Genomic DNA, 23,742 nt, shown 5'->3' on the forward strand with positions numbered 1-23,742 from the left:
AACTCATGCGCTACCCGGAGGAACGGGCACTCGAGGACGCCGCCTTCGGCCAGGGCCTGACGCCGTTGCACGTGTTCGCCGTCCTGCTGCCGGTCTGGCAGGTCGAAGTGCGGGCGACGACGACCGACGGCCGGCCGTACGAGCTGATCGACCGATACCTCGAGCGCGGGATCGCCGAGGCCGGCCTGGGCACCACGGCCGAACTGGCCGCGTTCTTCGCGCTGGACCACGCCCTCGTCGACCGGGCGCTGCGCGTGCTGCACCGGATCGGCCACCTCGAGGTGCGCGACGGGCGGCTCGCGCTGACCGAGCTCGGCCTGCGGTCGCAGCGGGACCGGGTGTGTTACGTCGTCCGGCGCGAGGACCGGCGGAAGCTGTACTTCGACGGGTTCCGGTCGGCTCCGCTCAGCCGTCCGTACTACGACGCCGACGTGGTCACCTTCCTGACCGTCGGCGAAATCCCGGCCGCCACGGCGAACGAGAAGTACCGCACCTACCGGATGCTCCACACCAGCCACGGTTTCCGGACCGGCGCGCCGGCGGAACTGGCCGGGCGCGCGGACCGCGACCACTACAACCTGCCCGTGCGGATCGACCGGCCCGAGATCCTCGACCGGCCGGAGTGCGTCTACCTGCCGGTGTTCGTCGTGCGCGCGGCGGAGACGAGCGGCCGGCTCCGGCACCTGGTCTACAGCCAGGCCGCCGACGTCGCGGACCCGGAGCTCGGCACCCTGTGCGAAACGACCCCGGAGATCGCCGGGGTGCTCGAGTCGGACGCGCACACCGCGGACGCGGAGGCCCGGATCACCGGGTGGCTGCGCAACCAGGGCCTCGAAGACTGCGCCCCGGTCCGCACCGCGCAGGGTGGCTGGCGGGTGGTGCTGCCGGCCGGGAGCTTCCGGCCCGACGGGCCGGTACCGCTCGCCAAGCTGGGGTCGTTCGCCGTCCTGAAGACCGATCTGGTGCACGTCTGGTGCGTGGACCGGGGCACGCGGGAACGAGCTTTCCTGGACCGGCTCGACGCTCTCCTCGGCCGCGGCCCGAACGGGCGTGAAGCCGAGCTCGAGGCCCGGGTGGCGCGGATCGTCCGGCAGTTCGGCCTGGGCGACCTCGGTCTGCCGGAAATCCGCGACCGGGCCGGGAAAGCCGGGCGCGGCAGGCTGGCCGACCGCCTCGGTCAGCTCTTGGAGGGCGGCGGAGCCGCGGGCTGAGCCGAGCTGATCGGTTCCTGCAGTTCCGTCACCCAGCCCGCGGGGTCCTCCGGACAGTCCAGGTAGGCCTCCCGCTGCGGCCCGGCCGAGCGGCAGCCGTGGTCGTCGATCCAGCGCACCACCGCCTGCCAGCTCGGCAGGACGCCGTCCAGCGCGCCGCGGTGCACGAGCGTGGCCGCGCGGGTGGGTGGCAGGTCCGCCACCGCCAAGCCGTTGAGGTCGCCGCCGCCGACCGAAGCCGGGATCGCTGCGTGCACGACGACTTCGTCCTCCGCGCGCTGCTCGTAGTAGCAGGTCAGGCGTCCGGCCGGCGTGACGTCCGCCTGCGGGAGGCGGCGGCCGAGTTCCGCGCACAGCGGGTGGACGACCGGCCCGATGGCCTCCGGCGCGAACCCCGCCGCGATCCCGGTCAGTTCCACCACGCGCATCGCGGGCAGTTCCTTGACGACGACGTCGTGGGCGGGCGGGCGGCCGTCCGCTTCGATCGTCCGCAGCCGCGCCTCGACCCGCGCCAGCCGGGCCGCGCCTTCGGCCAGTGCGGCTTCCAGTTCGGCGCGCCGCAGCGCCAGCATGCCGCGCACCTGCTCGACGCTGACCTCGTCCGCCAGCAGCGTGGCCACCTGCTCCAGCGTGAACCCGAGGTCCTTCAGCGCGACGATCCGGTTGAGCCGGGCCAGCTGGCCCGCGGTGTAGCTGCGGTAGCCGGTCGCGGGGTCGACGCGGGCCGGGCGCAGCAGCCCGAGCGCGTCGTAGTGGCGCAGCATCCGGACCGAAACCCGGCCGTGGCGGGCGAAGTCACCGATCGAGAACACGAGCCGATCCTTCCCCAGGCGGGACGAACCCGCCGACGACGTCCGCGGCGAGTTCCGCGAACGTGATCGCGGTGTCGTCCTCGTGGGCGGGCCCGGCGACCTGCAGCCCGGCCGGCAGCCCTTCGCCGGCCGGGGCGCTGACCGCCGGCAGCCCGGGCAGCGACGTCTGCGCGATCCAGAACACCTGGTCGTCGTAGCGGTGCCGGTCGTCGTGGGTGCGCGCGGTGGTGAACACCGTCGGGCCGAGGAAGACGTCGACGTCGGCGAAGTACCGGCCCCACGCGGCGGTCGCGACCGCGCGCCGCCGCTCCTGCTCGGCGGTCCCGGGCGGTGTCCGCCCCTCCTGGCTCGCGAAGAACAGTTCCACCTGGAAGCCGAACGCCGCCGCCTGGGCGACCGGGTCGACGTCCGGCGGCCAGCCCTCGCGCACCCGCACTCCGGCGCGGGCCAGCGCGTCGACGGCGTCCGACAGGGCGGCGCCGACCTCGCCGGTGACCGGGCAGGCCGGATCGTCGAGCACCACGCCGACGCGGAAGTCCTCGAGCCGGGACCGCCGTGACGGCCGCAGCGGCCCGCCGGTGACGGCCAGTGCGAGGCGCAGGTCGGCCGCCGACCGGGCCAGCGGACCGGCCGCCGAAGGGAATTCCCGGGCGAGCGCCACGGGCGGTCCGGGCGGCTGGAACCCGCGCAGCGGCACGGTGCCCGGCGTCGGCTTGAGGCCGTAGACCCCGCAGTAGGCGGCCGGGATCCGGATCGACCCGGCCAGGTCGGAGCCGTACTCGAGGTAGGTCAAGCCGGCGGCGAGCGCGGCCGCGGCACCACCGCTCGAGCCGCCGGGCGTCCGGGTGTGCTCCCTCGGGTTGAGCGTCCGCCCGTGGAGCGGGTTCTCGGTCCGGCCGAAGTCGGCGAGCAGGTGGTGCACGTTCGACTTGCCCACGATGATCGCCCCGGCGGCCCGCAGCCGGGCGACGACGTCCGCGTCCTCGTCCGCGACGCAGTCGGCGAACGCCGGTTCGCCCCAGGTCGTGGGCAGGCCTTGCACGGCGAAGGCGTCCTTGACCGTCATCGGGACGCCGTGCAGCGGCCCGACGTCGTCGCCGCGCGCCACGGCCCGGTCGGCATCCGAAGCGGCCTGCAGCGCGGAGCCGCGGCAGGTCGCGACGACGGCGTTGACGGTGGAGGCGTCGATGCGGGCGAAGAGCTGTTCGGTCAGGTCGCGGGACGCGAGTGTGCCGCGGCGGATCCCGGCGGCCACCTCGGTCGCGGTGCGGAACGGTGTCATGGGTCCGGGGTAGCGGCTGACACGGTGTCAGGGTCAAGGCGTTTCCCGGGACCCCCGGCCGGGGTAGCTCACGAGGTGATCGCCGCCCGGCCCGCGGGCGGCGCAGCGCGGCGGAGGGAAGACCGATGTCGACCGCACCCCCGGCACCGCCCGGACCGATCCAGCCCCAGCCCGTCGTCCCGGCGGACCCCAATCCCGGGCAGCCGCTCCCGGACCCCGGCGTGCCCGTCCCTGATCCCGGCGTGCCCGTCCCGGATCCGCTGCCCCCGGAGCCGAAGCCCGGCCCCGAGCGCGAGTCGCTTTGAGGCTCAGAACATATGAGTTCCGTATGACTTCGTGTACCGTCGGGGTATGACAACAGCGCAGAGCTACCGCCGGATGGTCAACGCCGGCAACAAGATCGTCGTGGGGCTGCAGCGCCTCGGCGTCGCCTTCGGCCCGATGCAGCTGCTCACCGTGCCCGGACGGCGCACCGGCGTCCCGCGGACGTTCCCCATCGCGGTCATGGCCCTCGACGGCGAGCACTACATCTTCCAGGCCTATCCGAAGGCGGCCTGGGTGGTGAACGTCCGGGCCGCGGGGGAGGTGACGCTGACCCGCGGCCGCCGTTCCTCGGTCGTGCGGCTGGCCGAGCTGCCGGTGGAGGCGCGGCGGCCCGTCCTGCGGCGGCTCGTCGAGACGAGCCCGGCGAGCGTGGGGAAGCGGTTCGTGACGACCGGCCTGGCGGACGCGCCGACGCCGGACGCCGTCGCGGCCGCCGCGGACCGCATCGCGGTCTTCCGCGTCGAACGGGTCTGAGGTCGAGCGCGCCCGAGCCGGCGGCCGGGCGATGACCGGGCGCGCTTGGCCCCGCTTCGCTCGGGTCAGGCGTCGATCTGCCTGCGGTCGCCGGCGCCGTCGATCTCGATGCGGCGCGGCTTCGCCTTCTCGACGATCGGGATGCGGACGGTCAGCACCCCGGCGTCGTAGCTCGCGGTGATGTGCTCGGTGTCCAGGGTGTCGCCGAGGAACAGCTGGCGGGAGAACACGCCGAGGCGCCGCTCGGAGACGTGCATCTTGACGTCGTCGCCGGTCGGCAGGGGCCGTCGTTCGGCCTTGACCGTGAGGACGTTGCGCTCGACGTCCAGCTCGACGGCGCCGGGATCGACACCGGGCAGGTCGAAGCACACCACGAACTCGTCGCCGGCGCGGTAGGCGTCCATCGGCATCGCGGCCGGCTTCGACCAGGTGCCAGCGCCGAAGACCTGCTGGGCGAACCGGTCGAGGTCGCGGAACGGGTCGGTGCGCATCAACATGGGGATCCACCTCCTGGACTTGACAGCTCTGGTGTCAACACGCGGGTCTGTTCTAGCATGTCGTCAAAACGATGACAAGAACTGGGTCGTCGAAAGGATGACGTCATGGAGGGAATCGACCCCGCCGGCGCGCTGCGCCGGATCCAGGAGGTGGTCGCGGCCGCCCGGGCCGGTGCGGGGGACCAGGACCGGCTGCTGGCGGCGTTGTCCGGCCTGCGGCAGCTGCGGGAGGAACTCGCGAGCTGGGAACCGGAGCTGATCGCGGCGGCCAGGGCGGCGGGCACCAGCTGGGTCGCGCTCGCGCCCGCACTGGGCGTCGCGAGCCGCCAGGCCGCGGAACGGCGGTACCTGCGGCTGCAGCCGTCGCACCCGGGGGCGAAAACGGGCGAGGCGCGGGTCGACGCGGAACGCGACCGGCGCGCGGGCGACCGGGCCGTCGCCGACTGGGCCCGCCGCAACTCCGCGATCCTGCGCCAGCTCGCCGGCCGGGTCAGCGCCCTCGACGGCCTCGGCCCGGCCGCGCAGGAGAGCGCCGACCGCCTCGGCGTGGCACTGGGCGACGACGACCCGGCCACGCTCCTTTCGCCGCTGGCCGCCGCGCGGCCGCACCTGACCGGCGCGCACGCCGGGCTCGCCGAACAGCTCGGCGAGATCTCCGCCCACACCGACCAGCTGCGCCGCGACGCGGCCGGAAACCGCCGTTCCCGCGACTGAACGGGTTTGCCCGGCGGCGCGCCGGGCACCCCTCGCGGAAGCGACGGAAGGACGGTGCCGCATGACCGCCGAACCCCCGGATCCGGACCCCCGCCGGACCCCGGACCTGGAGCCGGGCGGTGGCGTGCCCCCGGGCAGCACGCCACCCGACTCCGCGCAGACGTCGGGGCTGTCGCACCCGCAGCCGATGCCGTCCAAGGCGATGCCGGTGCTCTGGCTGATCCTCACCGGCGTGCTCGTGCTGATGGTGGCGGCACTGGTCCTTTCGCTGGCCGTCGGCTGGTTGAGTGTCTGAAATCGTCTCGGAGCGGGTACCTGCTGCCCATGGACGACACCCCTGACCGGACGGAGACCCGGGCGGAACTGCTGCCCGAAGAGCAGGCCGTGGAGAGCGCGGACCCCGAGGCCCAGGCCCGCGAGGTCCTGCGCGACTCCGACCGCCGCACCGAGCACCCGGAAGCGACGCTGGGCCGCCGGCGTCCGGAAGACACGGTTTAGCCGCCGCGGAAGTTCTCGTGCGTGGCCGGGTGACCCGGCCGTGCCTTCGCGTCCTCGTCTTCCAGCGGTCCATCCGGCCCGTCCGGCTCGTTGCGGCGGGGCGGGTCGTCGACCGGGTTCCCGCTCGAGTCCACCTCACCCGTCTCGTCGTGGGGCTGCGACATCGGTCCTCCATAAGATTGTTGGTGTTCAGGACGGGTTGTTCTGGATGCCCAGGGCGATGGGGTGTGGCTGATCGGTCCTTGCCCTCTTGTGGTGGCTTCTGAGGAGTGGCCGCCCTGTCGTTCTGGACGCCCTGGCCGCTGATTGAGATCTGCGCTTGGTCGCTGTTTATGGAGATGCCGGCGGGTCGTCCACGGGGTTGACGTGCACGAACAGGGAGGACCGGCTGGATGGCCGTGGGGAAGGTGTGGGTCGGGATCGATGTCGGCAAGGGCTTTCATCACGCCTGCGCGGTGGACGCGGCCGGGAAGGTCGTGTTCTCGCGGAAGGTGGCCAACGGCCAAGCCGCGATCGAGCAGCTGATCGCCCACACCACCGCGAAAGCCGCGGAGGTGGTGTGGGCGGTGGACATGACCTCCGGCGCGGCGAGCCTGTTGATCACGTTGCTGCTGGCCACGGGCCAGCCGGTGGTGTCGGTGCCGGGCCGGTTGGTCAACCGGATGGCCGGTGCGTTCGCCGGTGAAGGCAAAACCGACGCGCGTGACGCCCGCACCATCGCCGAAACCGCCCGGATGCGCAGCGATCTGACCCCGATCACCAGCCCCGAGGAGGTCGTGGCCGACCTGCAGGTGCTCACCGCGCGCCGGGAGGATCTGATGGCCGACTGGGTGCGCGGGGTCAACCGGATCCGCGAGCTGTTCGCGAGTATTTTTCCCGCGCTGGAGCGGGCGTTCGACTACTCCACGCGTTCCGCGCTGATCCTGCTCACCGGGTTCCAAACCCCGGACGGCATCCGCGCTGCCGAAGCACCCGGACTGTCGGCCTACCTGGCCGAACACGGTGCCTGGGCCAAGGGAATCCCGTCCATCGTGGACAAAGCCCTCGCGGCCGCCGGTGAGCAAACCGTTGCCCTGCCGGGTGAAGCGGTGACCGCGCCGTTGATCGCGCGGCTGGCCCGGCAGCTGCTCGACTTGGACCGGGAGATCAAGGACCTCGGCAAGCAGATCGCCGACCGGTTCGCTGAGCACCCGGACGCCGGGCACATCACCAGCCTCGACGGGTTCGGTCCCATCCTCGGGGCCCAGCTGCTGGCCGGCACCGGCGGCGACCTGCAAACGGCGTTCCGCAGCTCCGCGCACCTGGCCGCCTACGCCGGTCTCGCCCCGGTGCCCCGCGACTCGGGACGGGTACGCGGCAACCTGCACCGCCCGCAGCGCTACCACCGCGGGCTGCGCCGGGTGTTCTACCTGGCCGCCCTGTCGGCGATCAAACGCCCCAACAGCCCATCCCGCACCTTCTACCTGCGCAAACGCAGCGAAGGGAAACGCCACACCCAGGCCTTGATCGCCCTGGCCCGCCGTCTGGTGGACGTCATCTGGGCGCTGCTGCGCGACGGCCGCGAGTTTCATCCCTCACCGCCGGTCACGGCCGCAACCGCTGCTTGACACGGTCATTGAGACTCCTCCGGTAGCCGTTCCCCCGTGGCTACCCGGCCGACACCGGCGTCAACCGCTCCTCCGAACGCGTGTCGCCGCGCAGCAGCAGGACCGCGACCAGGCCGAGCGCGGCCACGACGGCGAAGAAGTAGAAGCCCCACGGGTAGGCGACCCCGGCGGTGACCAGAGCGCCGGTGACGAACGGGCCGAGGATCGAGCCGAGCCGCCCGACCGCCGACGTCAGGCCGAGTGCCGTGCCGCGGGCCGACGCCGGGAACGCGTGCGCCACGTAGCCGTAGATCAGCACCTGCGCGGAGAACACGAACACGCCGGTCAGCAGCACGACCGCGTTGAGCAGCACCGCGTTCCCGATCTTCAGGCTCAGCGCCGCCAGCAGGACCGCCCCGGCGCCGAACCAGATCCGCGCGATGACCCGGATGCCGAACCGGTCGGCGATCGTGCCCGCCAGCACCAGGCCCAGCACCGCGCCGATGTTGAGCACCAGCAGCAGTGTGATCGACGTCGAGATCGGGTAGCCCGCGGTGCGCATCAGCTGCGGCAGCCAGGTGTTGAGCCCGTAGACCAGCAGCAGTCCCATGAAGGACCCCGTCCACACCGCGATGCTGATCCGCCGGAACCGGGCGCCCAGCAGGTCCTTGAGCCCGACGCGCTCGGCCGTTCCGCGGGCTTCGAGGTAGGCCGCGGACTCCGGCAGCTTCCACCACATCAGCGGCACGGCGAGCAGGCCGACGATCCCGCCGCCGTAGAACAGCAGGTGCCAGTCCTCCTTGGCGTACAGCGCGAGGATCGACGTGAGCACCGCGCCGACGTGGTAGCCGGTCATGGTGAACGTGCTCGCGCTGGCCCGCCGCCGGGACGGCAGGTTCTCCGACATCACCGTGAGCGCCACCGGCATGCACGCACCGAGGCCGAGCCCGGCGACGAACCGGAAGATCCCGAACGTCGCCACGTTCGGCGCGAGCGGCGTCAGCAGGGTGAACAGCGAGAACAGCAGGACCGAGCCGATGAGCATCACGCGGCGGCCGAACCGGTCGGTGAGCGGGCCCAGGCCGGCCGCGCCGACGGCCACGCCGATCAGCGACACCGTCGCGACCAGCGTCGCGCCGGCCGCGGTGAAGCCGAGGTAGCCGCTCTTGAGCAGGGTGGGGATGGTCGCGCCGAGCGCGACCAGGTCGTAGCCCTCGAGCAGGACCGTCAGCCAGCAGAGGACTGCTGTCCACGCGCCACGGGCGGGAGACGTCGTCATTGTCGTGCTCCTCGATTCAGGGGATCAGAAGGGGTAGTTCGCGATTTCCGCGCGGACGGTCAGCCACTGCGTCTCGGTGAAGGCCTCGATGTTGGCCTTCGCCCCGCCGAAGCGGGAGCCGTTGCCGGAGTCGCCGACGCCGCCGAAGGGCGCGGTCGGCTCGTCGCCGACGGTCTGCTCGTTGATGTGCACCTTGCCCGACCGGACCTCCTCGGCCAGCTTCATCGCCGTGCCGACGTCGCCGAGGATGCCGACCGACAGGCCGTACTCCGAGTCGTTGACCAGCCGGGCGGCCTCGTCGAGGTCGCGGTAGGCGCGCACCGGCGCCACCGGGCCGAAGATCTCCTCGCGCCAGGCCGGGCTGCGGTCGTCGAGTCCGAAGAGGACGGTCGGCGGGTAGAACGGCGCGTCGGGCTTGCCGCCCGCCAGCACCTGCGCGCCCGCGGCGACGCTGCGGTCGACGACGTCGGTGACGTGCGCGAGCTGGCGGTCGTCGATGATCGGGCCGAGCGCGACGTCGCCGTCGGCCGGGTTGCCCACCGGCAACCGGCGCGCCTTCTCCGCCAGCGCCTCGACGTACTCGTCCACCTGGGACTCGTGGACGAGGTGGCGGCCGGTCGTCATGCAGATCTGGCCCTGGTGCAGGAAGGAGCCGAACGCGCCCGCCGAGGCCGCCTTGGCGACGTCGGCGCCCGGCAGCACGACGAGCGCGTTGTTGCCGCCGAGCTCCAGGTGCACGCGCTTGAGCGAGCGCGCGGCGGCCTCGCCGACCTTCCGCCCGGCCGCGGTGGAGCCGGTGAACGACACGACCGACACCTCCGGCGCGTCGACCACCGCGGCGCCGACGGCCGCGTCCCCGGGCAGCAGGTGCAGCAGGCCTTCGGGCAGCCCGGCCTCCTCGAAGACGCGCAGGATGCTCACGCCGCCGCACACCGCGGTCCGCAGGTCCGGCTTGAGCAGCACGGCGTTGCCGAGCGCGAGCGCCGGGGCGACCGAGCGGATGGCCAGGATGAGCGGGAAGTTGAACGGCGAAATCACCGAAACCACGCCGGCCGGCACCCGCCGGGCCAGCGACCAGCGGGGTTCGCCGGTGCTCAGCACCTCGCCGAGCGGGTGCGTCGGCAGGGCCGCGGCTTCGAAGCAGATGCCGGCCGCCATCTCCGTCTCGATCCCGGCCTTGGGCCGCGTCGAGCCGGCTTCGCGGACGATCCAGTCCTGCACCTCGGCGGCGTGCGCCTCCCACAGCTCGCCGGCGCGGCGCAGCACGGCGGCGCGCTCGGCGGGCTTGCGCCGGGCCCAGTCGCGCTGGGCCCGCGCGGCGGCCGTGGCGGCGTCCGTGACGTCGCCCGGTGTCGCGACGCCGACGTGGCCCAGGGTGGCCCCGGTCGCCGGTTCGACGACCGCGTGGGTGCCGCCGGTGCCGCCGTGGAATTCGTGCTCGAGCAGGGACATGATCACTCCGGTGTGGTCGGTTCGGTGTCGACCTGGAGCAGCCGGGGGCCGTCCGGGGTCGCCTTGAGCTGGGTGCGCAGGTCGTCTTCGTCGGTGACCGTGGTGGCCTCGACGCCGTACCCGGCCGCGATGGCCGTGAAGTCGAGGCCGGGGATCTCCGTGCCCGGCACGTCCGGCGTCCCGAGCAGCTCGCCGAACCACCGCAGAGCGCCGTAGACGCCGTTGCGCAGGATCACGAACGTGACCGGCACGCGGTACTGCGCGGCGGTCCACAACGCCGTGATGCCGTAGTTGGCCGAGCCGTCGCCGATGACGCCGACGACCGGGCGGTCCGGGCTGCCCATGGCCACGCCGACCGCGGCGGGCAGGCCGAAGCCGAGCCCGCCGGCGGCCGGGAAGAAGTACGAGCCTTCGCGGCGCAGGTCCATCTGCCGCCACCAGGCCGAGTTCGTCGACGTCGACTCGACGACGTAGCGGGTGTCGCCGGGCTGGGTGTCGCGCAAGGCGGCGAAGACCTGCTCCGGGTGCAGCGCTTTGGCGCCGGTCTTCGGCTCCGGCGTCTCGCCGTAGCCCGTCCGGGCGGCGCGGGCGGGCACCTTGGCCAGCAGCGCCTCGATCACCGGTGCGGGGTCGGCCACCAGCGCCTCGCCCATCGGCGCGCGGGCGGCGGCGCCGAAGTCGTCGGTGACCTGGACCAGCCGGGTGCCTTCGGGCAGGTACGCGCCGGGGACGTGCTGGTGGTAGCGGAAAACCGGCGCGCCGAGCACCAGCACGAGGTCGTGCCCGGTCAGCGCGGCCGACACGGGCGCGATGCCGGCGGGCAGCACGCCGCGGAACAGCCGGTGCCGGTTGGGGAAGGGCAGCCGGTGCGGCGACGGCGCCACCCACGTCGGCAGCCCGAGGTGCTCGGCCAGGGCGACGGCCCGGTCGAAGAGCCCGGTGGCGTCGATGTCGCCGCCGAGGACCAGCGCCGGGTTCTTCGCCGCGGCGACGCTCGCGGCGAGGTCGTCGAGCTGGGTTTCGCTGGGCGAGAGCCCGCGCTGGACGTCCCGGTCGAGCGCAGGGCTCGCGGGCAGCTCGGCGGCCCAGTCGTCGTAGGGCACGGACAGGTAGCTCGGCCGCCGGTGCAGCTCGGCCTCGAACACCGCCTGCGCGAGCGACCGGGGCACGTCCTCGGCGCAGCTCGGCTCGCCCGACCAGGCGACCAGCGGGCGCATCAGCTGCGTCGCGTCGACGTTGGCGAGCATCGCCTCCAGCCCGATCGCCGTCCGGACCTGCTGGCCGGCGGTGAGCACCAGGGGAGAGCGCGAGTAGACGGCGTTGGTGAGCGCGCCCATCGCGTTGCCGGAGCCGGCGGCGGCGTGCAGGTTGACCAGCACCGGGCGGCCGGTCGCCTGGGCGTAGCCGTCGGCCATCCCGACGACGGCGCCTTCGTGCAGGCCCAGGACGTAGCGGAAGTGTTCCGGCAGTTCGGCGAGGAACGGCAGCTCGTTGGAGCCGGGGTTGCCGAAGATGGTCGTCAGGCCTCGGCGGTCCAGGAACTCGTGGGCGAGCCGGCGGGCGGTGGGCATCGATGTCCTCCTCGAAGTTGGCCTGACCCTATGGACCTGCGCGTCTGTGTTCCAATAAATGTTGGCTCGTGGCTTCATAGATGGGATCGATAATGCAGGACTTCGACCTGAACCTGGTGCGCACGTTCGTGCTGCTGTACGAGACCCGCAGCGTGACCGCCACGGCCGAGTCGATGCACGTCACGCAGCCGACGATCAGCTACAGCCTGCAGAAGCTGCGGCGCCGCTTCTCCGACGAGCTGTTCCGCCGCACCGGCGGCGGCCTGGTGCCGACGACGACCGCCCGCGCGCTCTACGAGCCGCTGCACAGCGCGCTGTCGGAGATCGAGACGGCGGTCAGCGGGGCGAAGTCGTTCTCGCCGTCGACGGCACGGGCGGCGTTCACGCTGTGCCTGTCCGACCTGGGGGAGATCTCGCTGCTGCCGCGCCTGATGGCGGCGCTGCCGGGGAGTGCTCCCGGGGTGACGCTGACGGTCCGGCCGCTGGACGTCGAGCGCGCGGCCGACCAGCTCGGCCGCGGCGACATCGACGCGTTCATCGCGTCCTCGCTCATCAGTTCCCAGCGCGTCGCCCGGCTCCCGCTGTTCTCCGAGGGCTACGTGGGCATGGTGGCTTCCGACCACCCGCGGCTGGCCTCGGCGGTCACGTTCGACGAGCTGGCGGCGGAACGCCACGTGACGGTGTTCGGCCCGACCGGCCACGACGGCCCCCGCCGCGCGCTGCAGGCGCACGGCCTGCTCGCCCGCGTGGTGCTCGAGGTGACGCGCTTCGCGGCGCTGCCGTACCTGGTGCAGGACGGCGAGCTGGTGGCGATGGTGCCGCGGCTGGTGGCGCAGATGTTCGCGGCCCAGCACCGCGTCCGGCTGTTCGAGCTGCCGCTGGAGGTCGAGCCGGCCCAGGTGTCGGTGTACACGCGGCACACGCACGCCCGCAGCCCGGCCCAGCACTGGCTGGTGGGCTTCATGCAGTCGGTGCTCGGCTAGCCGGCCGTGCAGCTCGCACCGTTGAGGGTGAACCCGGCGGGCGAGGGGTTGCCGTGGTCGAAGGCGCCGTTGAAGCCGATGTCGACGGTGGCGCCAGGAGCGAGGGTGAGGTTGTAGGAAACCGCTTTCATGGTGACCCGTGAGCCGCTCTGGGAGTAGTCGCCGTTCCAGCTGTGGGTGACCCGCTGCCCGGCGGTGAAGGTCCAGTTGACGGTCCAAGGCGAGAGCGTCCGGGTGCCGGTGTTGGTGACGGAGACCCCGGCGGTGAACCCGTTGGGCCACTGATCGGTGACGGCGTAGCGAACGGTGCAGGCGGCGACCACCGCAGGCGGAGGGGGAGGAGCGGCCTGCGTGGTGCTGCCGGCGGTGGTCTTGGGCGCGGCGGCGGAGGAGGTCTGCCGCAGCACGGTGGGAACCGGAGCAGGCGCGGCGGTGGTGGCGCTGGTCCGCGGAGTGGTGGTGGCGGGAGCGAGTGGCCCGGGTCCCACGGCGGCCTGCCGCCCGGGCGAGCTTTCGGAGGTGACGGCGATGACAACCAGGCTCCCGACGACAACGGCGGCCCCACAGAGGGCAGAGACCCACCGAATCCGCCGCCCAGCCCGCTGCTGCCCGGCGGCGGCCGCCCGCGCCCGCTGCTCGAGCCGTTCCCGGTACCCATCCCCGGTATCGGCGTCCCGCACCCGCGTGCCGGGGAGGTGGCCCCCGAGAGCCCGCGGCATGGCCCCGGTTTCCCGCAGCAGCTCATCAACGGAGACCTCATCATCAGGCCGCCACCCGGTGCGCGCCATACCGAACCTCCAGGTCCCGAGGGGCGCCGGAACGCGCTGGCTTGCCCGGCGAATCCTAGGAACGGAAGGCTTGGTTGTAAACCGGCGTTTTGCAGGTCGCTTGCGGGGTTCGGGGTCCTGGATCGATGCAGGAGGGGTGGAACCGGTCGATCTTGCCAGAGGTCTGCCGGCGGTGGATCGACACCCCCCTGAAGGCGGGGTCGGGGTGGCCGTATACTCTTTCTTCAGCAGGTCCGAGTGGCGGAATGGCAGACGCGCTAGCTTGAGGTGCTAGTGCCCTTAACGGGCGTGGGGGTTCAAGTCCCCCCTCGGACACACGCACTATCTGCACCCGGGCTGGTCGTCGAGTAGACGGCCAGCTCTTTTGGTTCGTAGCGTAGCTCTAGGTTCAGGGCGCGGTACAGGCGACTCAGGCCAGCCGTGGTTGCGTCGGCCAGTGTCCCGCAGACGTCGCCGAGGGCATCGATCCTCGCGTAGATCTCCGCATGACTTACCGTCGAGTCTGCTGGCACGCTCTCGATCTGGGCTTTCGCGGCCGCTCGTTCTGCCTGTGCCTGGTTCATCGGTTCGACGAGCGCTTCGGGCTCGATGCCGGCCGCGATGGCGGCCTGATACCGCTGAAGCCTCGCCTCTGCGTCCGCCAGTCGGTTCCGCGCCGCTTCGAGCGGACCACCGCCGGCCTTGCTCCCGTCCGATCCGAGTAGCGCGGCCGCCGTTCGGTCGCGGTTGTCCGGGTGGAACAGCTCGTGAAGCCATCCGTTGAGCGCCTCGACGACCACACCTTCGCGCAGGTTCACCGTCTTCGGGTGCTCCGCCAGCTGCAGCGAGCCCGGCGCCATAGTCCGCGAGGTGCAGCGGTAGTAGGCGCCTTTCCGGATCGTGGCTCCTTGCATCTTCCGGCCACAGACTCCGCATCGGATCAGTCCGCGCAGCAGATATGACCGTGCGGTGTTTCGGGCGCCTCGCTCGGCCTTGCGTGCCGTCTTCAATCCGCCTGCCGACTTCGACCGGCGCAATAGCTGCGCCTGCGTGAAGGTTTCCACGGACACGATCGCCGGGTGTGCCTGCTCGCGCGACCGGACGATCCGGTCGGGAGTCGCGCGCTTGAACCGCACCACGTGGCCCGCGGCGACGTCTTCCGGGTCGAGCAACGTCTCATGTTTCGTCCAACGCCCGAAGATCGCGTAGCCGGTGTATCGCGGGTTGTCCAGGATCGCCCGCACCGAACTGCCTTGCCAGCCGTCCGCGAGCCGGTGCCGGTTCTGGTCCGGCCGATGGGCGGAGGGGCAGGGAATGCCGTCGCGGTTGAGCAGGTTGGCGATCGCTCGATCGCCGTTGCCGTCGAGGTACTCGGCGAAGATCCGGCGGACCACGTCCGCCGTCGTCTCGTCGAGCGCCAGCACCCGCAGCTTGAACCCTTCCGCGGCTTTCCGTGGGTTCGGGTGCGGACCGCTGTCGACGACGACGTAGCCGTACGGCGCCCGGCCGCCCTGGTGTCGTCCTTCGTTGATCACCTGCGCGTCCATTGCCGCTCGGACGCGAGCCTGAACGTGCTGACGCTCGGACTCGCTCATCCCGCCGAGCACGCTCATGAGCATCTTGTGAGACGGGTTCCGCGGGTCGTACTTCCCGCCCAGTTCCGGCACCCACAGATCAACCCCGTAGGCGGCGAACTTCGGCGCGATAAGCGAGAACTGGTTGCCGAACCAACACCGCGTGCCCTCGCCGACGACGATCCCATCCCATCCGCGTCGCGGATTCTTCAGCTCGGCGAGCAGCCGCGCGCCCTCGGTTCGTCGTTCCCACGGGACAGACCGTGACTGCCCGACGTCGAAGAACTCCGCAACGATCTGCCCGCCGAGCGGCTCGACGAACTTGCGAGCGTTCCCGAACTGCCAGCCGCGCGAGGTCTCCGGGTCCTGGTTGTCCTCGGTCGAGCACCGGCCGTAGCCCGCCAGGTTCCCGATTCCGTCGTCTGTCACGTCGGCGACCTCAAGTCCCAGGATGTCATCCAGCGTTGCCCACGGATCGCTGATGATTTCAGCTGCCACGGTTCACCTCCTCCGCCGGAACGTCGAGCACCGGCACCTCAGTAACCTCGATCAGAACGGCCAGCAGTGCACGCGCTACCGCAGGCGTCAGCTCAGGCAATCCCGCAGGTAGGATAACCCGGATTTGCGGATCTTCGGAACGGTCGGTGCTCATCGCTGACCGTTCTCGTCTGCTGTGCTGGCGCCCGTGGTCGCTCGGCTGATCGCGCTCCTGATTTCAGCCGTCCGATACCCGCGGACCTGCCGCGTCTCGCCGTCTTCGCCAGTCACGCGGTCCCGTGTCGGCCGGCATCCCACCTCGGCCATCTGCTGCGTGAATGTCCGGGAGTCGACCTCCAGGACGTCCAGCAACTCGGCTGTCGGCACAAAGTCCCTACCGTCCGGTCCGAGATCGTCCCCCAAGTACTCGACGAGCGACGCGAGCACCTCGGGCAGTTCGCCAGGCGACTCAACTGCGTGACCTGCACCGATTGCCTTGACCGCGGCCGCGTGGTCGAGCACCGGCAAGGTGTCCTGCCCGGCCGCGTGCCCGGTGAGCGTCCCGGCCGCCTCGCGCAGCGTCCGGCCCTGCTCGCAGATGGTCCGCCAGTCCTCGTTCGGCATGTAGTACGTCCGAACCGTCATGGCCAGCACATCGGCGCCGGCTGACGTGTCGCCGTCCGGCCGGAGAATGCCCACGCCTCTGTGCGAGGGCAACAGCCGACTGGAGTCGAACCCGCGCGTGTTCATCTGCTCGCCAAGCACGATGTTCGAGTCGCGCCAGTCCATCACCTGCAGCGCGAACCGCGAGCCGAGCACCGCCCGCAGCCCGGAAGGGATCGTCTTCGAGTCCGGCCGCTGCGTGGCGAGAACGAGCACGATCCCGGCGGCCGGTCCCTTCTTCGCCAGCCACGTCAGCAGCTCGCCGACGTACTCGCCCGCGGTGAGCTTCTTCCCTTGCACGTCAACGGGCGTGCGGTCCTCCAGCGGAACCTGAACCTCGTCGATGAAGATGGCCGTGATGGGCATGTTCAGGGCCTTATCGCGGGACATCTCCGGCGTGACCTTCGATTCCGGGCACGTGAGGTCGTCGAGGTCGCGCATCCGCCGAAACCGCGTCTGAACTTCGCCGACCAGTTCAATCAGCCAGTCCACGAGCGCCAGAACGTGTTCGGGTTCGTCGCCGGACATGAACCTGTGCGCCACCAGCCCGGCCGCGTCCCAGTCCTTCCCAGCCTTGAAGTCCGCCACGTACAGCCGCACCCATGCGTCCAGGATGAGCCCGGCAGCCGCGAGCCGGGCGGCGAAGGTCTTGCCCTGCCGGGGGATGGCGCCGACCAGCAGGGACGTCCACACCAGCGGCAGGTCAATCCGCCGGTCCCGCGCATCCCGTCCGAAGGGGATCGGCCGCCACGCGTCCCACTGCGCCACGCCGAGCAGCGGCGTCCGCAACGGCGGCGACGCGTACGGGTCCTCATCCGCCACCCACATCGACACCCGCCCGGCGTGCCCACCGTTCCCGCGGACCCGTTCGACGATCAACTGGACCTCATCGACGGCAAGCGCCGACGCGAGCGCATCCCGGTTCTTCACGACGTCCGCCGCCTTGCGCGTGGCCGGAAGGTCGACGGTGACCGCCCAGCCGTCGCCGACGCGCGTCGCGCGCTCGACGAGCCGCAGCACCTCGTCCTTGCCGATCAGCTTCGCGTCCCGGAACGCGTCCACCAGTACCTGGGGATCCATCGTCCAGGTCAGTGTCCGCGGCCCGGCGAGCGCCGGCTTTCGGCCGGGACTGCCGTCCTTCTTGCGCCCGAGGATCGCAAGCGCCAAGGAGGCGGCGGCCCCGCCGATCCACAGAGGATCGGTGCCGTACACCAGGTCAACGACGGCCACCCCGACGATCGCGACGACCAGGACGGCACCGGTCACCTTCCAGCGGAACAGGGTCAGCGCCCGAATCTCCGTGAACTTGTCGGCCAGCTTCTCCGACTCCTCGGCAGCCGTCCGGTAGTCCCGGACGGTGACCCACCCACGCCACCACCGCACCCCGACGACCAGCCCGCGAACAACTGCGCCGACGTACCGCCACGGCGACTTCACCAGGCTGACGACGGCGTCTTTGCCAGCCTGGACGGCCTGAGGCTTGCTCTTCAGCCACAACGGCACCCGCGGCGAGTGCCGCCACCACCGGACGAAACGGTTCGTCTTCGGCTCGCGCCGACGCGGTTGAGGCAACGTGTCGTCGATCAGCTCGCCGTCGAACACGGGATCGGCCTTGATCGGCAATGAGTCAGCCATTGCCCACCTCCGACCGCAGCGCCCGCGCCAGCCGGGGCGACAAGCCACGCGAGCAGCCGGTAGCCCGCCGCACCCACGCCGGCGTGATCTCGACGTCCGGCGTCCAGGTCTCCCGAGCAATAGCGAGGTAATCGGCGAACAGCACCCGTCGCCCGGTCTCCTGCTGGACGGGACGCCGTTCAGCCGCGACCAAGACGGCATCGGTGAGCTTGTCCCGCAGGTCGGTGATCGCCTCAACGGCGACGAACACCACGAGCGGCGGCACCGAGTGCAGCACGATCGTCGCAGCCTCCCCGGCGGCAAACGACGTCCAGGTGTTCATGACGTAGGTGGCCGCGAGCGTGAACCACTTCGCCCGCCGCACCCAGCCGCCAGTCCGGACCTGGTACCGCGCGGTGACCTGCTCGGCCCGCAGAATCGCCAGCAGAACGAGCGAGACGGTTGGGTCCAGCACCCACGCGGCCAGCCACGGCAGCGACCCCGGCCGTGTGCCAGCCGATGCGAAGCCCTGGACGTTGGTCATCGTGAACGCCAGCCCGAGCACGATCCCGGACCAGCACATCCAGTCGACCTGCCGCCGCACCCGCTCGATCCGCAGCGCGACGACGTCCGGATCGGTCTGGTAGGCGCGTACCTCCGCGGCTTCGGCCGCGTCCTGCGCAAGCCGTTGCGCCCGGTTCATCGCCGACCACCCCGCTTCGACGTGTCGACGGTGGTCACGGTCATGGCGCGAGTCAGCGCGTAGGACGCGAACAGCGCTGGCAACCCGAGCACGCCGAACAGCAGCCACGGGTTCCCCGGATGGGCGATCACGACCCACTGAACAGCGACGATCAGCCCGGCGTTGAACAGCACCCGCCCGACCAGCGACACGAGTCGCGCCCCGCTCCGAGCAGCTTCGGCGGCGGCCTTCGCCCGGCGGGAACCGGCCCGCCAGACCCAGAGCAGCACGAGCAGCACGCCGACACCGGCGAGAATCTGCGTGGGCGTCACGGTGAGTCCGTTCATCGCGCACCCCGATCGGTCCGCTCGCCGCGCCGCAGCCAGACGGGGTGCAGGGCGCGCCGATTGTCGTCGGTCATCCCGCCCCAGACGCCGACCGTGTCGAGGCCGGCCGTCCGCAACTCCAGCTCCAGGCACTCGTCCCGAACAGGGCACCCGCCGCACAGCCGCTCGGCCAGCTCGCCGTCGCTGTCAGCGTCGGGTGGCCCGTCGTCCGGCGGAGGCCACATGCAGACTCCTTCGCTGGTCACGACGTCGGTCAAGACCTCGGTCGGAACCCAGCGCAGCCGGTCCAGCCGCCAGGCGATCCCGATCAACTGCAGGTCGTCGGCGCTCATGCGGCACCTCCGGCCTGACGCGACCAGAGCAGGCGGGCCAGCTCGGTCGACGACACGCGGAGGCCAGAACGGCAGCGGGTGGCGTGCAGCTCGTGCGTGCGGATCGCCCGGCTCACCGCGGCGCGGGAGACACCGAGCAGCCAGGCCGCTTCTCGAATGGTGTGAAAGGTGATGTGCGAGTTCATGAGAAAGACCAATCTGATGATTTCAAGACTATGTTGTTGATTTCAGCTCGAAGACGGGCGCGTTTGTCCGACGCGCCGCCGACGAAGTGCTAGGCGACGTGGTGAAAGCGCGAAGAACCGCTAATCTCGGCGCTGAGGCGGAGCGCGGAGGAATACGTGACGGAGGACTGGGCGGCAGTCGCCAAGGCCATCAACATGCGCGTGAACGAACTCGGCTGGCGACAGCGCGAGCTGGCCGAGCGTTCGCACGTGTCTCAGGCGATCGTCCGCGAGCTCCAGCACCACACGGTCGAGCGCCGCCGGAGCGCGCGCACGCTCGAAGCACTGTCGACGACGCTGGGCTGGCACCCGCAGCACCTGTTGGCCGTGCTGCAAAACTGCACTCCGCCGCACCCGGACGAGCCGGCCGACGACGGCCACGAGCTGTGGTCCCGGCTGGACGCGCTGGAACAGCGCCTGGCCGAGATCACCGATCGGCTGGAGGACGTCCAGACGAGCCTTGCGACCGTGGTTGAGCACGTGAAGCCGAAGCGTTAGCGGAGGGCGATTCGGGCTGGTGAACCAGGTGATTTCCATACCTAGAATTCAAGGCCGAAACGACGTCCGATCCCATGCACAACCAGTGCAGAAGCAGTGCGCAACCACTGCATATCCGCTGCACAAGAGCGCTTCGGGGCGGCAATGAGCGGGGTAGGCGGATGGACCGGACGATCAGCGTCGGCGCTGCAATCCGCGTTGCGGCTAAGCAATGAGAAATTCGCCGAGAAGCTCGGAATCGGCGCGCGCACGGTCGCCTCCTGGCACCAGAAGCCAGACCTGCGCCCGCAGTCCGAGATGCAGCAGGTCCTCGACACCGCGTATGAACGGGCGTCCGACGCCGAGCGAGCCCGCTTCGCCGAGCTGACCGGCGACGGGCCGGCCGCCCACGCCAGGCCGGACACGAAGGAAGCCGACCGACGACTGGCCGCTGACCCCCACGTCGGCGCGGCTCTCGAATGGCTCGACCAGCACGCCTACCGGAGTCCTGGCGCAGCACGCCGCGCCGTAGCCGAGCAGGCCGCGCACGTCGACGCGCAGGAGGCGTACGCCCGGGCCACCCGCCGCGCGTGGGTCGACCAGCGCGCCGTGACCGACGCGCTCGCCGAGTACTACGGCCGGCACCACGGCGACCACGGCTTGTACGCCGGAAGCTGCGGTGACCAGGCCGTGAACACCAGCATCCTGACCTGCGCTGATTGGCTCGACCTGGCGTGCGAACTACGCCCGCCGCACGACGGGCTCACGATCGCAAGCGCCCGGCCAGACCCACGGGAAGTGCTGGACGAACACGCGACGAATGCAGCGGTCAACCGGCTGGCCGAGACGGTGGCCATGAACACGCGGCTCATGAACGCGCCGCTCTACCGATTGCTGAGCACGGACATCCGTGAACGCCACCTCGGCGGCACGTTCGGCGTCGACCACTTCGTCCACTACGCGCTGACGATGGACCTGCTCGAAGGCGAGCTGCTCGACGCGCTCGCGGCCGGCAACACGACGTCGCTGCCCCTGCGTGATCGCTACCTTCCAGACGTCGGCGCCGTCCTGGACGTCGGCGGCCGACTCTGCGCAGGCGGAGCTCTCGCCTTGACGGCCATCGCTCGGCCGGCCGACCCGTACCGCGGCGAAGCTGACTACGTGCTCTTGGTCCAGGAACGTTCCGGCCACGTACTCAACGCCACGCGCCGGCTCGCCGTCATCCCGAAGGGTTTCCACCAGCCGCTCACCGACGTCCGGCGAGAAACCCAGATCGGCGCCACCTTGCGACGCGAGATGGAAGAGGAGCTGTTCGGCCGGCCGGACGCTGACAACACGGTCGCCGACACGCTGACCGCGGACCCGATGCACCCGACCAGGCTCACGGAGCCGATGCGCTGGCTCCTCGCCGAGCCCGGCCGCCTACGGATGGAGTGCACCGGGTTCGGCCTCAACCTGGTCAGCGGCAACTACGAGTTCGCCAGCCTCATCGTCATCGACGACGAAGAATTCTGGACACGCTACGGCGGAGTGGTCGAAGCAAACTGGGAATCCGCGACTCTTCGTCAGTATTCGACTACTGATGCGGAACTCGTCACCGAGTTGTTAGGTGATGTAGCGTGGAGCAACGAAGGACTGTTCGCCATGGCGCAAGGACTTCGACGCCTTGCGGAAATCGGCGGAGAGCGCGTGAAACTGCCCGCGATCGAATGGGAGATAGGCCAGTGAGCGACGGTTGGACCGCCGGCAACGCCAACGAAGACGCGGCCGACACGCGCGGCTGGTTGGTCGGTCACTTCATCGACCCGTCGCAGGGCGTCCGAGCCTCCAGGGACGTCGAAGTCAAGTGGGCCAACCATCCTGCAGGGGACAAGCGCCCCGAGTGGACCTCCGACGACCAGCGAACGACGCTGGTGATGCTGATCTCCGGCGAGTTCCGCGTAGAGGTCACCGGCGGTGGCAAGATTATGACGCGCCAGGGTGACTACGTGATGTGGGGACCGGGCATCGACCATTCTTGGGAAGCGTTGGCGGATTCGGTCGTCCTGACCGTTCGCTGGCCCTCAGCAACCTAATTCGACGGCGGGAATCTTCATTCGATCGCCGCCGATCTCGGCGAGTCGACGTAATCCCTGCAGAAACGCGAACAGTCCTTCGTTGCTCCAGTTTTCGTCGCCGATCAGTTCGGTGACCAAGTCACCGTCGAGCGTCGAATACTGCTGCAGGCCGGCAGCCTCCCAGTTCGCCTCAACGTCGCCACCGAACCGCGGCCAGAACTCCTCGTCCTCGATGACGACCAGGCTGGCGAACTCGTAGTTCCCGCTGACCAGGTTGAGCCCGAACCCGGTGCACTCCATCCGCAGCCGGCCGGGCTGCTCGGTCAGCCACCGCATCGGAGCGGACAGCCTGGTCGGATGCATGGGATCGGCGACCCTGAGGTCTCCGGCGGACCGGTCGACGTCCGTCCTGCCGAACAGCTCCTCCTCAAGCTCACGGCGTAGGGTGACGCCGATCCGGGCGTCCGCTCGCCGGTCCGCGAGCGGTCCATGAAAGCTCTTCGGGATCACCGACAGACGGTTGGCCGTGTTCACGACCTGCGCGGACCGCTTCTGAACCAGCAGCACGAAGTCGGCATCACCGCGGAACGGGCCCGCCGGACGTGCGATCGCGGTCAACGCCAGCACGCCACCCGCGCAGAGGCGGCCGGGCAGGTCGAGCACCGCGGACACGTCGGGCAGTTGGCGGTCCCGGAGCGGCATGGGCCCTGGACGCGTGGCGCGACCGCTCGCCAAGTACTCGATCAACTCACGTTCCAGCAGGTCGACGCCCAGTGCGTACTCGACGAACGACGCGATCCCGACCTTCGCGCGTAGTGCTCCAGGCTGCGGGTCGACCTCGAGCAGTCGGTACAGGGGAACGTCAGCGATCCGGATGCCGGACGCTGCTGCGTCCGCGAGACGCTGCACCGCAGCTCGCTCGTCAACCGCCGCCAGCGGCGGCCGCGTGCCGCCGCCCTCGAAGGTGGTCTGCTCGCCCGCGGCCGTCAGCGAACAGGCGAGATCCAGCCACGCCGGCCGCGTAAGGACGCTGGTGTTCACCTCCATCCGACCGCACCGTGCCGCATATGGCCGGTGGTCGCTGGTCGGATGTGCGTAGTAGTCAGCCAGGGCATCCGCGATGACGCTTCGCGGCGGATTCGGTCGGTCCCGAGTTGAGGTGGCTGCGCTCGCGTGCACCTGTTCACGGGCTCGCCCCAGCGGCCACCCGGCGTGCCGATCGAGCCACATGAACACCGGCTCGAACGAGTCATCCGGGCTGACCTCCCGCGTGACAGCGCTCGGATCGATCAAGGCCTGCAACTCGTCTCGCGAACGACCGAGCACGCTCGCGAGCTTCGGCCAGAGGTAGGGGAGTGGCACGTAGTCGCCGGCTTCCCAGCGGGCAACGGTCGACCGGTCGACGTGCAGCACGTCCGCCAGACCCTCTTGGGTGAAGCCGGCGACCTTGCGAGCTGAGATCAGCCCATCGCGACGTCGCCCTATGGGCATGACCAACCTCCAATCCTGCGTGACCAGATCAATGTAGCAGTAGTAACTGCAGCTCAGACCGGCTAGTGCACCATGCGCGCCACACAACTGCCGCACTGCTGCGCTGGTCGCGGAATCTGGTTCCGGTTTGACTGATTTCATCAGTCGCGAGGCCGAAGGGAGGGGACGTGACAGGCATTAGCTGCAGGTCGCTGCACGCAGGGCTCTACATCAGCTGGTACCGGTGCGTGCTTGACGGCCTGACGCACGCGGTCACGGACGAGGAGTTCCTGCGCGGCCTCCGCCTCCAACAGGGTCGGTACCGCTCGCTTTGCGGCCACGAGGTGCTGATTCACTCCTGCCTGGCACCGGCCG

Annotated in this window: 27 protein-coding genes and 1 tRNA gene; 12 read left to right on the forward strand and 16 right to left on the reverse strand. The window is 70.8% G+C overall.

Annotated elements, in window-relative coordinates; genetic code table 11:
* Positions 1–5: 5 nt before the first annotated feature.
* Entirely contained in the window at positions 6–1,211 is a 1,206-nt protein-coding gene (locus ACLJPY_RS41600) for a hypothetical protein (RefSeq protein WP_410596474.1), read from the forward strand.
* On the opposite strand, the gene ACLJPY_RS41605 is transcribed toward ACLJPY_RS41600, so the two are convergent.
* On the reverse strand, positions 1,178–2,023 hold the full coding sequence (locus ACLJPY_RS41605) for a MerR family transcriptional regulator (protein ID WP_410596475.1): 846 nt from the start codon (positions 2,021–2,023) through the stop codon (positions 1,178–1,180). The genes ACLJPY_RS41600 and ACLJPY_RS41605 overlap by 34 nt on opposite strands.
* Positions 2,007–3,305: an amidase family protein gene (locus tag ACLJPY_RS41610; protein ID WP_410596476.1), complete on the reverse strand. Its 1,299-nt coding sequence runs from the start codon at positions 3,303–3,305 to the stop codon at positions 2,007–2,009. Before ACLJPY_RS41610 ends, ACLJPY_RS41605 begins: the two co-directional genes overlap by 17 nt.
* 125 nt (positions 3,306–3,430) lie before the next feature.
* On the opposite strand from ACLJPY_RS41610, the gene ACLJPY_RS41615 reads away from it, so the two are divergent.
* Together ACLJPY_RS41615 and ACLJPY_RS41620 are read left to right on the forward strand one after the other, a co-directional pair.
* Positions 3,431–3,610 carry a hypothetical protein gene (locus ACLJPY_RS41615; protein ID WP_410596477.1) on the forward strand — a complete coding sequence of 60 codons (180 nt, stop codon included), beginning with the start codon at positions 3,431–3,433 and terminating at the stop codon, positions 3,608–3,610.
* A gap of 46 nt (positions 3,611–3,656) precedes the next feature.
* Positions 3,657–4,103: a nitroreductase family deazaflavin-dependent oxidoreductase gene (locus tag ACLJPY_RS41620; protein ID WP_410596478.1), complete on the forward strand. Its 447-nt coding sequence runs from the start codon at positions 3,657–3,659 to the stop codon at positions 4,101–4,103.
* Positions 4,104–4,168: 65 nt separating this feature from the next.
* Here the strand turns inward: ACLJPY_RS41620 and ACLJPY_RS41625 are convergent, their stop codons facing one another.
* Positions 4,169–4,600 (reverse strand): Hsp20/alpha crystallin family protein, encoded by a 432-nt coding sequence (locus tag ACLJPY_RS41625; RefSeq protein ID WP_410596479.1) that lies wholly within the window; start codon positions 4,598–4,600, stop codon positions 4,169–4,171.
* 105 nt (positions 4,601–4,705) lie between these two features.
* Here ACLJPY_RS41625 and ACLJPY_RS41630 point away from each other — a divergent pair, with 105 nt between their 5' ends.
* The 3 genes from ACLJPY_RS41630 (at position 4,706) to ACLJPY_RS41640 (ending at position 5,812) form a co-directional block, all read left to right on the forward strand.
* Complete coding sequence (locus ACLJPY_RS41630; RefSeq protein WP_410596480.1) at positions 4,706–5,314, forward strand: HSP18 transcriptional regulator; 609 nt, start codon at positions 4,706–4,708, stop codon at positions 5,312–5,314.
* A 61-nt stretch (positions 5,315–5,375) separates the two neighbouring features.
* The gene (locus ACLJPY_RS41635; protein ID WP_410596481.1) at positions 5,376–5,609 is read left to right on the forward strand and encodes a DUF6480 family protein; all 234 of its coding nucleotides are present in this window, start codon (positions 5,376–5,378) and stop codon (positions 5,607–5,609) included.
* 29 nt (positions 5,610–5,638) lie between these two features.
* Entirely contained in the window at positions 5,639–5,812 is a 174-nt protein-coding gene (locus ACLJPY_RS41640; RefSeq protein WP_308670572.1) for a hypothetical protein, read from the forward strand.
* Here ACLJPY_RS41640 and ACLJPY_RS41645 read toward each other — a convergent pair.
* Positions 5,809–5,976 (reverse strand): hypothetical protein, encoded by a 168-nt coding sequence (locus tag ACLJPY_RS41645; protein ID WP_410596482.1) that lies wholly within the window; start codon positions 5,974–5,976, stop codon positions 5,809–5,811. The genes ACLJPY_RS41640 and ACLJPY_RS41645 overlap by 4 nt on opposite strands.
* Positions 5,977–6,204: 228 nt before the next feature.
* Between ACLJPY_RS41645 and ACLJPY_RS41650 the strand changes: the two genes are divergently transcribed.
* Positions 6,205–7,419 carry an IS110 family transposase gene (locus tag ACLJPY_RS41650; protein ID WP_410596483.1) on the forward strand — a complete coding sequence of 405 codons (1,215 nt, stop codon included), beginning with the start codon at positions 6,205–6,207 and terminating at the stop codon, positions 7,417–7,419.
* A 40-nt stretch (positions 7,420–7,459) separates the two neighbouring features.
* Here the strand turns inward: ACLJPY_RS41650 and ACLJPY_RS41655 are convergent, their stop codons facing one another.
* The 3 genes from ACLJPY_RS41655 to mdlC are packed head-to-tail and all read right to left on the reverse strand — an operon-like array spanning position 7,460 to position 11,700.
* Positions 7,460–8,677: an MFS transporter gene (locus ACLJPY_RS41655; protein WP_410596484.1), complete on the reverse strand. Its 1,218-nt coding sequence runs from the start codon at positions 8,675–8,677 to the stop codon at positions 7,460–7,462.
* A 24-nt stretch (positions 8,678–8,701) separates the two neighbouring features.
* A complete protein-coding gene (locus ACLJPY_RS41660) occupies positions 8,702–10,129 on the reverse strand; it encodes a benzaldehyde dehydrogenase (RefSeq protein ID WP_410596485.1) in 1,428 nt (475 codons plus the stop codon).
* 2 nt (positions 10,130–10,131) lie between these two features.
* The gene (mdlC, locus tag ACLJPY_RS41665; protein WP_410596486.1) at positions 10,132–11,700 is read right to left on the reverse strand and encodes a benzoylformate decarboxylase; all 1,569 of its coding nucleotides are present in this window, start codon (positions 11,698–11,700) and stop codon (positions 10,132–10,134) included.
* A 92-nt stretch (positions 11,701–11,792) separates the two neighbouring features.
* Between mdlC and ACLJPY_RS41670 the strand changes: the two genes are divergently transcribed.
* Positions 11,793–12,683, forward strand: coding sequence for a LysR family transcriptional regulator (locus ACLJPY_RS41670; protein WP_410596487.1), 891 nt, complete (start codon positions 11,793–11,795; stop codon positions 12,681–12,683).
* Here the strand turns inward: ACLJPY_RS41670 and ACLJPY_RS41675 are convergent.
* Entirely contained in the window at positions 12,680–13,090 is a 411-nt protein-coding gene (locus tag ACLJPY_RS41675) for a cellulose-binding domain-containing protein (RefSeq protein WP_410596488.1), read from the reverse strand. The genes ACLJPY_RS41670 and ACLJPY_RS41675 overlap by 4 nt on opposite strands.
* Before the next feature lie 612 nt (positions 13,091–13,702).
* Between ACLJPY_RS41675 and ACLJPY_RS41680 the strand changes: the two genes are divergently transcribed.
* Positions 13,703–13,786: transfer RNA gene (locus tag ACLJPY_RS41680), tRNA-Leu, on the forward strand.
* Here the strand turns inward: ACLJPY_RS41680 and ACLJPY_RS41685 are convergent.
* Genes ACLJPY_RS41685 through ACLJPY_RS41715 form a run of 7 tightly spaced genes read right to left on the reverse strand, consistent with a single transcriptional unit; the run spans position 13,768 to position 19,324 of the window.
* On the reverse strand, positions 13,768–15,522 hold the full coding sequence (locus ACLJPY_RS41685; RefSeq protein ID WP_410596489.1) for a recombinase family protein: 1,755 nt from the start codon (positions 15,520–15,522) through the stop codon (positions 13,768–13,770). The genes ACLJPY_RS41680 and ACLJPY_RS41685 overlap by 19 nt on opposite strands.
* Positions 15,512–15,676 (reverse strand): hypothetical protein, encoded by a 165-nt coding sequence (locus ACLJPY_RS41690; protein ID WP_410596490.1) that lies wholly within the window; start codon positions 15,674–15,676, stop codon positions 15,512–15,514. Before ACLJPY_RS41690 ends, ACLJPY_RS41685 begins: the two co-directional genes overlap by 11 nt.
* Positions 15,673–17,799, reverse strand: coding sequence for a cell division protein FtsK (locus ACLJPY_RS41695; protein ID WP_410596543.1), 2,127 nt, complete (start codon positions 17,797–17,799; stop codon positions 15,673–15,675). The genes ACLJPY_RS41690 and ACLJPY_RS41695 overlap by 4 nt, the downstream gene beginning before the upstream one ends.
* A complete protein-coding gene (locus ACLJPY_RS41700) occupies positions 17,792–18,481 on the reverse strand; it encodes a hypothetical protein (RefSeq protein ID WP_410596491.1) in 690 nt (229 codons plus the stop codon). The genes ACLJPY_RS41695 and ACLJPY_RS41700 overlap by 8 nt, the downstream gene beginning before the upstream one ends.
* Positions 18,478–18,807 carry a hypothetical protein gene (locus tag ACLJPY_RS41705; protein WP_410596492.1) on the reverse strand — a complete coding sequence of 110 codons (330 nt, stop codon included), beginning with the start codon at positions 18,805–18,807 and terminating at the stop codon, positions 18,478–18,480. Before ACLJPY_RS41705 ends, ACLJPY_RS41700 begins: the two co-directional genes overlap by 4 nt.
* On the reverse strand, positions 18,804–19,139 hold the full coding sequence (locus tag ACLJPY_RS41710; protein ID WP_410596493.1) for a WhiB family transcriptional regulator: 336 nt from the start codon (positions 19,137–19,139) through the stop codon (positions 18,804–18,806). The genes ACLJPY_RS41705 and ACLJPY_RS41710 overlap by 4 nt, the downstream gene beginning before the upstream one ends.
* Entirely contained in the window at positions 19,136–19,324 is a 189-nt protein-coding gene (locus ACLJPY_RS41715) for a helix-turn-helix domain-containing protein (protein WP_410596494.1), read from the reverse strand. The genes ACLJPY_RS41710 and ACLJPY_RS41715 overlap by 4 nt, the downstream gene beginning before the upstream one ends.
* A gap of 156 nt (positions 19,325–19,480) precedes the next feature.
* Between ACLJPY_RS41715 and ACLJPY_RS41720 the strand changes: the two genes are divergently transcribed.
* The 3 genes from ACLJPY_RS41720 to ACLJPY_RS41730 all read left to right on the forward strand — a co-directional run bounded on the left by ACLJPY_RS41720 (position 19,481) and on the right by ACLJPY_RS41730 (position 21,915).
* The gene (locus tag ACLJPY_RS41720; protein WP_410596495.1) at positions 19,481–19,861 is read left to right on the forward strand and encodes a helix-turn-helix domain-containing protein; all 381 of its coding nucleotides are present in this window, start codon (positions 19,481–19,483) and stop codon (positions 19,859–19,861) included.
* A 144-nt stretch (positions 19,862–20,005) separates the two neighbouring features.
* Entirely contained in the window at positions 20,006–21,568 is a 1,563-nt protein-coding gene (locus ACLJPY_RS41725) for a transcriptional regulator (protein ID WP_410596544.1), read from the forward strand.
* Positions 21,550–21,915 (forward strand): signal peptidase I, encoded by a 366-nt coding sequence (locus ACLJPY_RS41730; RefSeq protein ID WP_410596496.1) that lies wholly within the window; start codon positions 21,550–21,552, stop codon positions 21,913–21,915. The genes ACLJPY_RS41725 and ACLJPY_RS41730 overlap by 19 nt, the downstream gene beginning before the upstream one ends.
* Here the strand turns inward: ACLJPY_RS41730 and ACLJPY_RS41735 are convergent.
* Positions 21,904–23,388: a helix-turn-helix transcriptional regulator gene (locus tag ACLJPY_RS41735; RefSeq protein WP_410596497.1), complete on the reverse strand. Its 1,485-nt coding sequence runs from the start codon at positions 23,386–23,388 to the stop codon at positions 21,904–21,906. The two genes, ACLJPY_RS41730 and ACLJPY_RS41735, sit on opposite strands and share 12 nt — an antisense overlap.
* Positions 23,389–23,742: the final 354 nt, after the last annotated feature.

It is taken from the genome of Amycolatopsis sp. lyj-23, from assembly GCF_046549135.1.
Classification (GTDB): Bacteria; Actinomycetota; Actinomycetes; order Mycobacteriales; family Pseudonocardiaceae; genus Amycolatopsis.